This is a genomic window from Thalassotalea psychrophila, assembly GCF_031583595.1.
Taxonomy (GTDB): Bacteria; Pseudomonadota; Gammaproteobacteria; order Enterobacterales; family Alteromonadaceae; genus Thalassotalea_A; species Thalassotalea_A psychrophila.
In genome coordinates, this window is the sequence record NZ_CP134145.1 from 930,138 (window position 1) to 944,314 (window position 14,177).

General features: G+C 38.2%; 12 protein-coding genes. 6 read left to right on the forward strand and 6 right to left on the reverse strand.

Annotated elements, in window-relative coordinates; translation table 11 throughout:
- Positions 1-90 precede the first annotated feature (90 nt).
- The 3 genes from RGQ13_RS03925 (at position 91) to RGQ13_RS03935 (ending at position 4,852) form a co-directional block, all read left to right on the forward strand.
- Positions 91-1,473: a PhoH family protein gene (locus tag RGQ13_RS03925; RefSeq protein WP_348392255.1), complete on the forward strand. Its 1,383-nt coding sequence runs from the start codon at positions 91-93 to the stop codon at positions 1,471-1,473.
- A 305-nt stretch (positions 1,474-1,778) separates the two neighbouring features.
- A complete protein-coding gene (locus RGQ13_RS03930; protein WP_348392256.1) occupies positions 1,779-3,557 on the forward strand; it encodes an acyl-CoA dehydrogenase C-terminal domain-containing protein in 1,779 nt (592 codons plus the stop codon).
- 575 nt (positions 3,558-4,132) lie between these two features.
- On the forward strand, positions 4,133-4,852 hold the full coding sequence (locus RGQ13_RS03935; RefSeq protein ID WP_348392257.1) for a response regulator transcription factor: 720 nt from the start codon (positions 4,133-4,135) through the stop codon (positions 4,850-4,852).
- A 332-nt stretch (positions 4,853-5,184) separates the two neighbouring features.
- Here RGQ13_RS03935 and RGQ13_RS03940 read toward each other — a convergent pair whose 3' ends face one another.
- From RGQ13_RS03940 to ccmA, 6 genes are all read right to left on the reverse strand, one after another.
- Entirely contained in the window at positions 5,185-7,665 is a 2,481-nt protein-coding gene (locus RGQ13_RS03940) for a TonB-dependent receptor plug domain-containing protein (protein ID WP_348392258.1), read from the reverse strand.
- Between the two features lie 490 nt (positions 7,666-8,155).
- Positions 8,156-8,623: a cytochrome c maturation protein CcmE gene (gene ccmE / locus RGQ13_RS03945; RefSeq protein WP_348392259.1), complete on the reverse strand. Its 468-nt coding sequence runs from the start codon at positions 8,621-8,623 to the stop codon at positions 8,156-8,158.
- 1 nt (position 8,624) lies between these two features.
- Positions 8,625-8,834 carry a heme exporter protein CcmD gene (gene ccmD, locus RGQ13_RS03950; protein WP_348392260.1) on the reverse strand — a complete coding sequence of 70 codons (210 nt, stop codon included), beginning with the start codon at positions 8,832-8,834 and terminating at the stop codon, positions 8,625-8,627.
- Positions 8,834-9,577, reverse strand: a complete 744-nt coding sequence (locus tag RGQ13_RS03955) for a heme ABC transporter permease (protein ID WP_348392261.1) — start codon at positions 9,575-9,577, stop codon at positions 8,834-8,836. Before RGQ13_RS03955 ends, ccmD begins: the two co-directional genes overlap by 1 nt.
- Positions 9,578-10,258, reverse strand: coding sequence for a heme exporter protein CcmB (gene ccmB / locus RGQ13_RS03960; RefSeq protein ID WP_348392262.1), 681 nt, complete (start codon positions 10,256-10,258; stop codon positions 9,578-9,580).
- A gap of 15 nt (positions 10,259-10,273) precedes the next feature.
- Positions 10,274-10,915, reverse strand: coding sequence for a cytochrome c biogenesis heme-transporting ATPase CcmA (ccmA, locus tag RGQ13_RS03965; RefSeq protein WP_348392263.1), 642 nt, complete (start codon positions 10,913-10,915; stop codon positions 10,274-10,276).
- A gap of 225 nt (positions 10,916-11,140) precedes the next feature.
- Between ccmA and RGQ13_RS03970 the strand changes: the two genes are divergently transcribed.
- From RGQ13_RS03970 to RGQ13_RS03980, 3 genes are read left to right on the forward strand one after another with little or no spacing between them, the layout of a single operon-like run.
- Positions 11,141-13,141: a heme lyase CcmF/NrfE family subunit gene (locus RGQ13_RS03970; protein ID WP_348392264.1), complete on the forward strand. Its 2,001-nt coding sequence runs from the start codon at positions 11,141-11,143 to the stop codon at positions 13,139-13,141.
- Positions 13,142-13,144: 3 nt separating this feature from the next.
- Positions 13,145-13,693, forward strand: a complete 549-nt coding sequence (locus RGQ13_RS03975; RefSeq protein ID WP_348392265.1) for a DsbE family thiol:disulfide interchange protein — start codon at positions 13,145-13,147, stop codon at positions 13,691-13,693.
- Between the two features lies 1 nt (position 13,694).
- A complete protein-coding gene (locus tag RGQ13_RS03980) occupies positions 13,695-14,156 on the forward strand; it encodes a cytochrome c-type biogenesis protein (protein ID WP_348392266.1) in 462 nt (153 codons plus the stop codon).
- Positions 14,157-14,177 lie beyond the last annotated feature (21 nt).

A 14,177-nucleotide genomic window follows, 5' to 3' on the forward strand; every position in this document is an offset into this window, starting at 1 on the left:
TAGCGAACAATGCTATGTGTAAGTTATTGAATAATATCAAACTAACGCAACAATGTTCAGTTGAAACAATAGCCAGCTGTAGGACAAATTATGAATGACGAAAGCACTATCTATGTTTTAGACACCAATATTCTTCTCCACGAACCCTTTGCATTTTTATCGTTCCAAGAACACGAAGTGGTTATCCCAATGACCGTCTTGGAAGAGCTCGATAGCATTAAAGACAGAAATAAAGATGTAAGCCGCGATGCTCGAGTTGCCATTAGGGCACTTGAGGATACTTTAAGGGATGCTAGTCCTGAAGATGTATTAGCCGGTGTTCCACTACCCAATCAAATTGAAACCCAATCCGAACCCGGCACTTTAGCCATTTTTAATGATTTTAATTTAGAACAAAAAGCCGGTTCTTTATCTGATAACGAAAATGATAATCGCATTATTAATACTGCGTTGTATTTACAAGAAAATCGAACAGATATGCGTGTTGTCTTAGTAACTAAAGACATTAATATGCGTTTAAAAGCAAAAGGTGCAGGCCTTGCTTTTGTTGAAGATTACCGCACAGATCAACTCGTTGATGATATTAAATTTTTAACCAAGGGCTACCATAAATTTTCCGGTGACTTTTGGAAGCAAGTGACTAATTGTGATAGTGAAACTGATGGTCGCTATACTCAGCATATGATGGATAAGTCGTTAATTCCTGCCGCCTACATCAATGAATATCTTATTGATGAAGACAAAACTTTCGCCGGTAAAATTATTGGTGTTGAAGAAGACAAAATGGCGGTGATGGACTTAGGCTATGAGCGCTTAATGGGTCGCAATGCCTGGGGGATTCATCCGAAAAACATTTATCAGGGTATGGCGATGGATGCTCTATTAGATCCTGATATAGATTTGGTTATTTTAACCGGTCCAGCAGGTTGTGGTAAAACATTATTGGCTCTTGCTTCAGCTCTTGAGATGGTGGTTGAACGTGGTGTTTATGATAAAATCATTGTGACTCGCTCTACGCCTGAAATTGCTGAGTCAATCGGCTTTTTACCCGGTACCGAAGAAGAAAAAATGGCACCATGGTTAGCGGCTATTACTGATTCACTTGAAGTATTGCATAAGCAAGACGAGAGTATGAGTGGCAGTATGAATTACATCATTGAAAAAGCCAATATTCAGTTTAAATCAGTAAACTTTATGCGCGGTCGTAGTATTCAAAATGCCATTGTTTTACTCGACGAATGTCAAAACTTAACTGCAGCTCAACTTAAAACTATTATTACTCGTTGTGGTGAAGGTACTAAACTAGTGTGCTCGGGTAACTTAGCTCAAATTGATAGCAACTATCTAACCGCACTTACCTCTGGTTTAACCTATATAGTTGAGCGCTTTAAAGATTTTCCTGGCAGTACAACGGTTAATCTAAATGGCGTAGTTCGCAGTAAGTTAGCAAGATTTGCCGAAGAAAATTTGTAATTTTTAACCGTTCTTTCACAATCATTAAGCGAGTCTATCGGCTCGTTTAATGATTGATAATCACCCCTTATTAAGCTTTTCAATTAATTCTGACTTTTCACCTTCGTTTACATACTAAATTCAAGTTAACTGAACGAAAAGATAACTATAATTCTCTTATTGCCTATTTTTAAACTTTACAATTTTGTATTTATATTGCATTATTCAAACAAGTGTTTTAATTGTTAGTTTGAATTGGCTGTATAAAAACCTGATTCTTCCCAATGATGCTAGCAATAACCAACTAAATTATACCGGAGACCAACGTGGCTGAATATAAAGTACCGTTAAGAGATATGAACTTTGTTTTGTTTGATGTGTTCAAAGCCGAACAATTGTGGCAAGACATTCCTGCATTAGCAGAATCTGTAGATAAAGAAACTGCAGATGCAATTTTACAAGAATGTGCAAAAATTGCAGAGCAAGTTATTGCACCTTTATCTCGTGAAGGTGATGAAGTTGGCGTTAGTTTTGACAATGGTGTGGTAACAACTGCCCCTGGTTATAAAGAAGCCTTTAAAACATATGCTGAAGGCGGATGGACTGCGTTGGGTGGTGATCCTGAATATGGCGGAATGGGCATGCCAAAAATGCTGACAGCATTACATGAAGAAATGTTATGTGCTGGAGATATTTCATTTTCGTTATACCCTGGTTTAACTGCCGGTGCTGGTTTGTCGTTAGTTAAACACGGCAGCGAAGAATTAAAGCAGCGTTACCTAACTCGTATGTATTCAGGCGAGTGGGCAGGCTCTATGTGTTTAACAGAAGCACATGCAGGTACAGATCTTGGTATTATTCGCACCAAAGCAATCCCTAATGACAATGGTTCTTATAATATTACTGGTAGTAAAATATTTATTACCGGCGGAGAACATGATCTCACCGAAAATATTGTGCATTTAGTTTTAGCTAAATTACCTGATGCACCTGCTGGTGCGCGTGGTATTTCATTATTCGTAGTGCCTAAAATTAAAGTAAATGATGACGAATCGCTAGGTGAAGCGAATAATGTAACTTGTGGCTCAATCGAACATAAAATGGGCATACATGCTTCATCAACTTGTGTAATCAATTTTGATGGCGCAGAAGGTTACTTAGTTGGTGAAATCAATAAAGGCCTAGCGTGCATGTTCACTATGATGAACTATGAGCGTATTGGTGTAGGCATCCAAGGCTTAGGTGCTGGCGAACGCTCTTATCAAAATGCTCTTGAGTATGCTAAAGATCGTATTCAAGGTCGTGCTGCAACTGGTGTTAAAAATCCAGAAAAAGCCGCCGATTCTATCATGGTACATGCTGATGTTCGTCGTATGTTACTTAACATGAAGGCATTAAATGAAGGCAATAGAGCACTTGCTACTTATATTTCTATGCAGTTAGATTTAAGTAAGTTTGCAACAGGTGAAAGCCAACAAAAAGGTGAAATATTAACAGCATTAATGACGCCGTTAGCTAAGGCTTTCTTTACCGATATAGGTTTAGAAAATACTATTGCTGGTCAGCAAGTGTTTGGTGGGCATGGCTTTATTCGTGAATGGGGACAAGAGCAGTTAGTTCGAGATACTCGTATTGCTCAAATTTATGAAGGGACTAATGGCATCCAAGCGATGGATTTGATAGGTCGCAAAGTTGCGGCTAATAATGGCCAATTCATGAATGTTTTCGTTGAAGAAGTACGTGAGTATATTACTGCCACATCATCAGTATCTATGGCAGAGTTTATTACCCCATTAACGGCTGCAATTGACGATTTAGAAAAATTAACCGCAGGTGTATTAGCGGCAGCGGCTAATGATAAAAATGAATTAGGCTCTGCAGCAACTGACTATTTACATGTATTTGGTTACACGGCTCTTGCATATATGTGGGCCAAAATGGCTGAAGCTTCATTGGAAAAATCTGCTAGTGATGATTTCTATAAGAGTAAAGTATTAACTGCGCGTCATTATTTCGCCCGTTTATTACCTCGTCGCATTTCATTAGCCGCAACGGCCTTAAGTGGTGCAGAGCATCTTTACAATATCGAAGATGATTTATTTTAAATAATAATAGTTTAAAACTTCTTTCAAAAAGCACCTTCGGGTGCTTTTTTTGCTCATGGAAGAGCTATATGCAGAAAAGCCATGGATGGCACATTTTCTGTTTTGCACATGGAAGTGCTTATCCTCCCGGGGCAGGGATGGCGAATAGGGAGGGTTACTTCAGAGCAATATTCAGAAACAATTAGCCACGTCATTCCATCACGAGCACTAGCGAGATGTGGGACCTCCTCAATTCATAACGAGCCTATAACGAAACGATTTATTTACTATATTAAGCCACCGTGCGCTCAATGAGGTTCCTGATGTCGCTAGTGCTCGACAATTGCTCCATGCATTGTTCTAACTACGTGCATCCATGCACTAGTCCTCAGGAATGACGGTATATTTTTAATCGTTAGTTATTGGAGTAATATGAGGTCTATAGTTCGCTCAATATAGTATTATTTCACTATTAACATTCAGGTTACAATTAAGAACAGTATTTTTTAATAAATTCTATTACCATCTGGTCTACCATTGTAATAGGTTAATTATTAACCTGCGCATCTTTTGTTTATCAGGCCGAACATTTATTTATGAATAATGCAGCAAACACCGTTAGTGAATTTTCAACAATTATGATTGTTGAAGATGATAAAGTTTTATCATCTTTACTAAAGTCATACTTAGAAAAATCTGCATATGTTGTTCATCAAGTTTTTAGAGGCGATCATGCTGCTAGAAGCCAAATAAAAATTCAACCAGACTTAATTATTCTTGATGTTGCCTTACCTGGCAAGGATGGCTACAAAGTTTGTCATGAACTGCGTGCCACGTATAGCGGACCAATTCTATTTTTAACCTCTAATAGTAGTGAGGCTGAGCATTTAGCCGCATTTAATGTTGGTGGTGATGCTTTTATTGTAAAACCGGCTAGCCCACAACTTATTTCTGCAAACATTGATGCTCTGCTTAGAAGAACGAAAGATCGTAAGCAAAGTAGCAGTCGTCAAAAACTTACTGTCGGTGAAATTACCGTGACACCAAGCGAGCAAAAGTGTGAAGTAAACGGTGATGAAATTTCATTGAGTGTATTTGAGTTTGAACTATTGTCACTGTTGATGTTTAACGCTGGCAAAGTGTTGACTCGCGATGATATTTATAAATTATTATTGGGTCGTGAATATGATGGCTCAGAGCGTTCGGTCGATGTTAGATTATCACGACTACGGGACAAATTAATTAGTCAGGGTGTAGAACGAACAGAAGTTAAAACTATTTGGGGAAAAGGTTATTTATTGTCATCTAATGACTGATCTAGCCATATATTTAATTAAATATTCTTACTCGCTTCATTATCTAAAGTAATGAGGATCAGCAAACTAATAATCAAAGAAATAATACTTGCCATACTATAGCTTAGTAATGTTTGTGTTATGAATAGCACTTCACAAATAGTCCAAGTACATACGGTTAAACCAAACAGCATCAAAAATAAAGATATAGCATAAGAATAGGGGGAGCTATTAAAGCGCTTACTTTCTTCCTGTTTAATCTTTTTAAAAAATATCATTGTTATAGTCTTGGTTTAAGTGAAAAATAAAGCGATGGCCGAAACCATCGCTTAAGTCTTATTGCTTATTTACAATTAGAACTTGTAAGCAGTACTTACGAAGAACGTACGGCCAACAACATCATATACACTTGGTACTGTGCCCATATCATTACCACCTAGAACCTCTTCTGGTTCAGTATCAAGGATGTTTTTTACGCCACCATTTACTGACCAGCTGTCGTTTAAGTAGTAAGACGCAGAAGCATTATGGTAAATTACGTCGTCAGTAGTAAAGGCTTCACCGTAGTATTCACCTTCCATACCTTGAATAAATTGAGCAGTATATTGCATGCTAAAATCTTCAGTAAAGTCTACGCCAACTGTTAGCGTTGATTTAATTTCAGAGTAGCCACCAATGTTTCCATCAATTTTACCTGTGTAGTCTATATCATCTTGCGTAAAGTCTAGTAAGAAGGTTGTATCTAACATAACTCTGAAGATGTCTTGATTGAAGCTGATGTTCCAATCTATACCAGAGGTTTCCTGGCTACCGATGTTTGTTAGTGGCGAAGACAAGGTATCTAAGTCGTTTAAGCTACCGTCACCAGAGATGTTAATTGCATCACACGCTGCCATATCGCCAGCAGCACATTCATCTAATTTAGCTTGAACATCAACTCGGCTAATCGCATCAGTAATATCAAACTGCCAGTAATCAACTGTTGTTGAAACACCATCTGAAATTTCCCAAACCGCACCAAATGTGAATGATTCGCTTTCTTCAGGAGATAAGTTTTCATCACCTGTGTAGTTAACAAGAATTTGAGAGTCTTGTGCATTTTCCCACGGATCTGCTAAATAATCGAATGAGCCAGAGTTACCTGCATATAATTCACTTACACTTGGAGCACGGAAGCCTGTTGCTGCAACTGAGCGGATCATAAAAGTATCAGTGAAGCTGTATGTAGCACCTAATTTCCAAGTTGTAGCGCCGCCAAAGGTAGAATAACGGTCATAACGAGTGGCAGCTTCTACTGCTAGTTTTTCTGTTACTGGTACAGAAATTTCAGCGTAAACAGAATTTACAGTGTAATCACCTTCAGTTGGATCTTGCTGTGCAGCAGTACTTTCACCTGCTTGAGTTACTTCATCAGGAGTGTAGTAACCACTTTCAAAACGACTTTCAACCCCCATTGCATAACCAATGTCATTTTCAGTCATTCCTGAATAGCCAGCTGCTAAAGTAAATTGCTCGTTACCACCTTCGTTATTTTCAGTGTAAATAACACCTTCATCAACTAAGAAGTCTCTATTCATCTCATCACCGCTGAACCATAAATCTTGGTTAGCGTATATGCTCGTTTCCATATTACCGGCGTGAATTGAGTTATCTACAGAGTCTTTAGACTCATTACGACCAAATGTAGCAGAAACATCCCACATATCGTCATTATCTAAGTAGCCCTTTAAGCCTGCTGATAATCTATATGTGTCAGTTTCTTGATTATAGATACGAGGACCAGCATCAACCATACGACGTCTGTAGTTTAGTGTCTCAATCGGGTTGCCATCTTTATCAATTTTGTCAAATTGATCATTGTATTTATCATCAAGTTGACCTCTATCTAAATCAATGTTGGCAGGCTGTGGAGCCATTTGTTGATGCGATTCACGACGTGTGTACATAGCATCTAGAGAAAGCTCGGTATCTGACGCTATTTCTTTGTTGAAACTAGTGAATAAGCTATATAACTCATTTGGTGTTTGCGCATAGCTTGACGTTGTGTAGTCGTATCCGTGGTCACGAGGCTCGAAACCACCATTGCCATCAGGAGTCTTGCCGCCTAACGAACCTTCAGGAACGAAAGAAGAGTTTCCAGGTTCGACAAAATCACGATCTGATTGAATTACTTCACCACGCTCTGAGTATTGGAAACCAACAACTAAGTTACCACCGGCAATTTCACGACCATGTAAAATGCTAAAGCCACCTGATTCGCCATCACCTTTATCGGTAGAGCTTAAATCCGCGCTTATTTCAGTGCCTTCATAATCTTTTTTAGTAATGATATTCACAACACCAGCAATTGCGTCAGAGCCATAAACTGCTGATGCGCCATCTTTTAAAATTTCAATTGATTTGATCATTGAAACAGGGATTGTGTTTAAATCTACTGACGCATCTGCACCAGTACCTGAAGCAACCATACGACGACCGTTTAGTAAAACAAGTGTTCTTTGAACGCCCATACCACGAAGGTTAACTGTTGCTTTACCACCAGAACCATTGTTTGATGAAGCACCTAGGCTCATGCCTGCTGCAGTTGGTTGTGCATTTAGAACTTCTTGAACTGATGTGTAACCATTTTTTGCGATATTGTCAGCTGAGATAACAGTTACTGGTGATGCTGTTTCCATATCAGTACGGTTAATGCGTGAACCGGTAACTTCAATTCTTTCAACATTATCGTCTGCTACAACTTCTTCTGCAGCATTTGCATTTACTGTTACAAAAGCAGTTGCTGCTGTTGCGCTAAACATGATCGCGGTTGCGATTGAATTCTTCTTAAACATAATAACTCCTGGGAAAGTTTTCTTTAATTTAGTTTTTATCTGTGCTCGTTACGAGTTGGATACATCTTATGGTGAAAGTGTTATCGAAGAGAATGGGGCGTAACAGTTGCGCAAGATCTGTTAACCTTTTGTTAAAGGTGTTTGTTTTTATTTCTAAGTATCTGTTTTAATGTGTTTTTTATTTTTTATAAAAGAGGTTGCCGTTACAGTTTATCTAGATTATTTATTAAGCTTAAACAATCTGTTACAAATCGCCATTTAAGCATACTTCTTAAAAAATCAATAAATACAATAGATTATGTTTGTTTGAGAATGGTGCGGAGGATGTTTCTGTTTGTAATGTAATAGTAGAGCTGTTGCAAACTTGCAACACTTTATCAGGAATGTTTAACACTTATTCTCAGGCCAAACCCTCCCTTTGTACCATCCGTGGCCAAAAAAAAGCCCGTAAACCTAAGTTTTACGGGCTTTTATATGCGAACTCTCAAATTTAGTTTTTATCGTAAGTTGGTTTACTATGGTTTTTACCAACAGCTTCGGCAATTTCTTTTGGCATGTATTCTTCATCATGCTTTGCTAAAACTTCGCTGGCTTCTAATGTAGTAGGTGTGGTTAAAATACCTTGAGCAACTATGCCTTGGCCTTCACGGAATAAGTCTGGCAAGATTCCGTCATAAGTTACAGTGATCATTGGCCCTGTATCAACAAGCTTAAATTCAACGTGTAAACTTTCAGTATCACGTTCTACAGTGCCAGCTACTACCAAGCCGCCAACACGAATGCGTTGGCCAACAACAGGTTTAATACCGCTGTCTTCTTTACCATTTACAATTTCAGATGGTGTGAAAAATAAATCAATATTTTGACTGAGAGCATAAAGTGTAAATCCTGCAACAATTGCTACACCGGCAACTATGCTCGAAACTATGGTGAGTCTTTTCTTACGACGAGGGTTCATACTACATTTCTTCCTTACGGCGTTGGGCTGCTTGCTTTAATTTTGCTTCCCGTTTTATTCGCTGTTTAATTTGTTTAATAATTTGGGTTTCCATTTTCACGCTATTAATAGTTAATATTATCAATAACACTGCGGTAAACCCGTAAGATAGCCATACATAGAATGCATAGCCTCCCATATTTAAGAATTCGGCAAAAGAATTAAAAGCCATTATTTACTGTCTCCATTAACCAAAGCTTTTACCCATGGACGCATAGAATTGCGAGTAATTATTTCGGCTCTAAACCTAATACATACTAATGTTGCCACTAAAAATGCAAATCCAAAGAAGCTGATCGCAAATGGAATTAGCATATCGGTAGACATAGAAGGCTTTTCAAATTTAGATACTGTTGCACCTTGGTGTAACGTATTCCACCATTCTACTGAATAGTGAATAATAGGTAAGTTTATTACACCCACTATCGCTAATACACTGGCCGCTTTGCCAGCTAAAGATTTATCTTCAAAGGCATTTTGTAAAGCAATAACACCAAGATATAAAAATAGTAAAATTAACTCAGATGTTAATCTAGCATCCCAAATCCACCATGTGCCCCACATAGGTTTTCCCCATGCCGCTCCTGTAAATAATGCGATTGCTGTAAACGTAGCGCCAATTGGTGCTAAAGCCGCAATTGAAGTTTCAGCAAGCTTTAACTGCCAAACTAATGCACAAAGAGCAGCTATGGCCATGCCTAAATAAATTCCCATAGATAACATTGCTGCTGGAACATGCAAATAAAAGATACGAACACTTTCACCTTGCTGGTAATCTGCTGGTGAGAATGCCAAGCCTATGGTCATACCGATAACCAGCAGTAAACCACTAATAACCGCAAACCACGGGATTAGTTTACCGCTGAAGTGATAAGATATTTCAGGATTTGCATATGGGTGAAGCCATTTCCACATTTAATTCGTACTCACTTTTAAGGCTGATCCTACAGCGAAAGGGGCCAAGGTTAATGACCCAAAAAACAACGCAGCTATTATAGCAAGTTGTCCGTTATAAGGTAAATTCATACTCGCAGCATCAATTGCGCTGGTCGCAAAAATTAAAACAGGAATATATAAAGGTAGCACTAATAAACTCAGTAAAACGCCACCTTTTTTTAAGCCAACGGTTAAAGCAACACCAATAGCACCTAATAAACTTAACACCGGAGTACCTAGTAACAACGTTAACATCAGCGCTACATAGCTTTCTTGATGTAGGTTAAGTAATACCCCTAAAAATGGCGCGATGATGATCAGTGGCAAACCGGTTATCAACCAATGTGCGGTGATTTTAGCCAACACTAAAATAAATGTTGGGCATGGACTTAATAACATTTGCTCTAAAGAACCATCACTGTGATCATTTTTAAACAGGCGCTCGAGCGATAATAAAGTCGATAATAAGGCAGCGACCCAAATTACACCTGGTGCTATTTTCATTAAAGTGTTGCTTGCTGGTCCAATTCCCAATGGAAAAAGAGAAACAACAATGACAAAAAACAATAATGGGTTAACTATGTCATCGCGGTGGCGAAATGCAATGAGCAAATCACGCTTTAAAATGGTTAAAAATGTTTGTCTGTATGAAATTGGCATTTAAATTTAAGCACTCTAAAAAAACTGATGTTCAAGAATGATTTTTTTATAATCACTGCTGTTGATAGATAAATCTTGGTGGGTTGTTAATATAACCACGCCACCGTTTTGCGCATGCTTTATAAATAGCTGTTCAAGTTTTAGTACTCCGGCTTTATCTATTGCGGTAAATGGTTCATCTAAAATCCATATTTTAGCATTAGTTTGCCACAACCTTGCTAGCGCGATACGACGATGCTGACCTGCACTTAAATGTGAAGCTAGGGCATCTTCAAAACCAAGCAGATTCACTTCATGCAGAGTTTGTTCGGCTAAATCAGGCTCTAAACCGTGCAGCTTAAAGTAAAACTCAAGGTTTTCTTCGCTAGTCATTTCACCCTTTACACCAGGTAGATGACCTAAAAACAATAAATCTCCATTAAAATCTTCTTGGCATTGGCCAATTTTTTGGGATTTATACAGTACATCACCACTATAGGGCTGTGATAAACCGGCGAGTATACGTAACAAGCTTGTTTTACCGGTACCATTAGCACCTTCTACTTGGAGAATATCACCCGGTATAACATCGAATGATAATTCATCAAATAATAAGCGGTCTTCTCTAATACAGGTTAACTGCTGAGCTGTTAAAAGGGGGAGCTGCTCGCTTGTCAAAGTTGCGCCTAACTTAATTTTTATAATAAATTTATTCTACTTGTTTGTTGGTCGAAGTAGAAGATGCTTATAAAAATAAATTACGTTTTGAAATATTAGGTTACAGATTATTAATCTGGGTCAAGTTTTGTCATAAAATGTCGCTTTTTTATTTTGACATTAAAGGTATAATCACTGTGAATTAAATTAAATAGCTTTCCTATTAAAGTAGGAGCGGAGTTTTAAATGATCCCTGAAATTGGACACTTTGCACTAATTGTATCAATGGCTTTTGCCATTTGTCTGTCTATAGTGCCATTAATTGGTGTGTACCAAAAAAACCAACGCTTAATAACTTTTGCTAAACCGCTTACATTTGGCATGTTTGCTTTTACCACCTTAAGTATCGTGCTGTTAGGTTACAGCTTTGTTGTTGATGACTTTTCTGTAGCTTATGTTGCTGGACATTCAAATTCGCACTTACCGTATTACTTTAAAATTAGCGCGGTATGGGGCGGTCATGAAGGCTCTCTTCTGTTGTGGGTATTTTCATTAACAGCTTGGACTATGGCTGTTGCCTCGTTTAGTAAGCATGTAGATCAAGCATTTGTGTCACGTGTTCTTGCAATTATGGGGATGATTGCAGTTGGTTTTATGGCATTTACATTATTAACCTCTAATCCATTTGATCGCTTATTGCCTAATATTCCTATGGAAGGTCGAGATTTAAATCCGTTACTTCAAGACATAGGCTTAATTATTCATCCGCCAATGCTCTATATGGGCTATGTCGGTTTTTCTGTTGCCTTTGCTTTTGCTATTGCTGCATTAATGTGTGGCAAAATGGATGCCGCTTGGGCTCGTTGGTCACGTCCATGGACGATAGGCGCATGGGTGTTTTTAACATTAGGTATTTCACTAGGTAGCTGGTGGGCTTACTATGAACTTGGTTGGGGTGGTTGGTGGTTTTGGGATCCTGTAGAAAACGCATCATTTATGCCTTGGCTAGTTGGTACTGCTTTAATTCATTCTTTAGCGGTCACTGAAAAACGTGGCGCCTTTAGAAACTGGACTGTGCTATTGGCTATTTTCACCTTTAGTTTAAGTCTATTGGGCACATTCTTAGTACGCTCTGGTGTTTTAACATCTGTACATTCATTTGCCGCTGACCCAACTCGTGGTGCATTTATATTAGTACTATTAGCAATTGCTGTAGGTTGTTCATTATTACTTTATGCTATACGGGGTTCTAATGTGGGTAGCTTTTCACGCTTTAATTTGGTGTCGAGAGAAACTGCGATATTAATTTCAAATGTTATTTTAGTTGCCGCTGCCGTTACTGTGTTATTAGGTACCTTGTACCCGCTGTTAGTAGATGCCTTAGGTATGGGTAAAATTTCAGTAGGGCCTCCGTATTTTAATGCGGTCTTTGTTCCTATTATGAGTATTTTGTTTGTATTTATGGGAATAGGGCCACTTATTCGTTGGAAAAAAGCGAAAAAAGGTGAGTTAAGCAAACAGCTTAATATGATCACTGTCTCAGCAATAACCTTTGGTTTAGCATTTCCTTTGCTATACGCTGGAGAGTTTGATGGATTAGTCGCTTTTGGTATGGCTCTCGCAGCCTGGGTTGCATTAGTCGCAGCAAAAGACGTTAAAAATCAAATTCATTTACCCAAAGGCGGCTGGCAGTTGTCGCGCTTAAGTTTAAGTCATTTAGGTATGGCTGTTGCTCATACAGGTATAGCAATTACAATCGTTGGTGTAACGTTAGTTTCGACTTATGAGTCAGAAACTAATGTAAAAATGTCGCCAGGAACCATTGTTGAAATTGCCGGTTATAACATTGAATTTAATGGTGTTAAACATGTAAAAGGGCCTAACTACTCTGCCGAGCAAGGCCAGTTAAATCTATTTAAAAATGACAGCTTAATTGCATTATTACAACCTGAACGTCGTACTTATCGAGTGCAAACTATGGGGATGACCGAAGCTGCTATTGATCCTGGCTTGTTCCGCGATATGTATGTTGCTTTAGGCGATCCATTAGGTAATGGTGCCTGGGCTGTTCGTGTGCATTACAAACCGTTTGTTCGTTGGATTTGGTTAGGTTCTATTTTTATGGGCTTAGGTGGGTTATTTGCCATGTTAGATAAACGCTATCGTCGACGTAAAAAAGCTGTAGAGCCAAATAAAGCAAATGACTTAGCATCAATTCCTGCTGTACCAAATGCTGTTGAGGCATAATTGATGAAAATATTAATTCGCTTAATACCACTTGTGTTGTTTATTTTGTTAGGGATATTGTTATATCGCGGTTTATTTTTAAACCCTCAGGCTATGCCATCGGCGCTCGTTGGTAAACCATTTCCTGAATTTAACCTAACCCGCCTAGGCGGTCAGCAGCAAACATTAACTAAGACTGATTTTAAACCTGGTATAAAGCTTGTAAATGTTTGGGCAACTTGGTGTCCCTCTTGTAAGGTTGAACACCCATTTTTAGTGAAACTAAGCAAAGATAATCGGTTTAGCTTGTATGGCATCAATTACAAAGATAATCGTAAAGATGCTAAAAAATGGCTTAAGTATTATAAAGACCCGTACCAATTTTCAATTTATGATGACATTGGACGGTTAGGGTTAAACCTTGGCGTTTATGGAGCTCCTGAAACATTTGTTGTTGATCATAAAGGCGTAATTCGAAAACGTTTTGCAGGCGTACTTGAACCTAGAGTGTGGCAACGCGAATTTTTACCATTAATTAATACCATTGAAACAGAAATGGCAGAGGGTAAATAGTATGTCAAAATTTATACATTTTTTTGCAACTATAGCGGTATCATTTTCGTTGGCTTTTTCTGTATTAGCTGGTCCGATTGATACCTATACATTTCCAGATGAAGTAACCAAAAAGCGTTTTGCCGAGCTAACTTATGAACTTAGATGTCCAAAGTGTCAAAATCAAAATTTAGCTGATTCAAACTCTCCAATAGCGCAAGACCTTCGTAAAGAAGTCTATGACATGCTAATTGATGGTCGCTCAGATGGTGAAATTATGACGTTTATGGTTGAGCGTTATGGTGAGTTTGTATTGTATCGTCCAAGAGTAAGCTCATTAACTTATGCTTTATGGTTTGGACCAATTGTGTTCATTTTAATCGGTGGTTTTGTAGTATTCATGTTTGTTCGCAGAAAAGACGACAAGCCTGAACATTTATCAGAAGATCAAAAACAACAACTAAAATCAATTTTAAAAGATTAATATCTCAGGAAAGTAAAAGCT

Coding starts and splice junctions, on each gene's coding strand:
- RGQ13_RS03955 (WP_348392261.1), bottom strand. CDS start 9,577: ATGTGGAAATGGCTTCACCCATATGCAAATCCTGAAATATCTTATCAC.
- RGQ13_RS03940 (WP_348392258.1), bottom strand. CDS start 7,665: ATGTTTAAGAAGAATTCAATCGCAACCGCGATCATGTTTAGCGCAACA.
- ccmE (WP_348392259.1), bottom strand. CDS start 8,623: ATGAACCCTCGTCGTAAGAAAAGACTCACCATAGTTTCGAGCATAGTT.
- RGQ13_RS03975 (WP_348392265.1), top strand. CDS start 13,145: ATGAAAATATTAATTCGCTTAATACCACTTGTGTTGTTTATTTTGTTA.
- RGQ13_RS03980 (WP_348392266.1), top strand. CDS start 13,695: ATGTCAAAATTTATACATTTTTTTGCAACTATAGCGGTATCATTTTCG.
- RGQ13_RS03925 (WP_348392255.1), top strand. CDS start 91: ATGAATGACGAAAGCACTATCTATGTTTTAGACACCAATATTCTTCTC.
- ccmB (WP_348392262.1), bottom strand. CDS start 10,258: ATGCCAATTTCATACAGACAAACATTTTTAACCATTTTAAAGCGTGAT.
- RGQ13_RS03935 (WP_348392257.1), top strand. CDS start 4,133: ATGAATAATGCAGCAAACACCGTTAGTGAATTTTCAACAATTATGATT.
- ccmD (WP_348392260.1), bottom strand. CDS start 8,834: ATGGCTTTTAATTCTTTTGCCGAATTCTTAAATATGGGAGGCTATGCA.
- RGQ13_RS03970 (WP_348392264.1), top strand. CDS start 11,141: ATGATCCCTGAAATTGGACACTTTGCACTAATTGTATCAATGGCTTTT.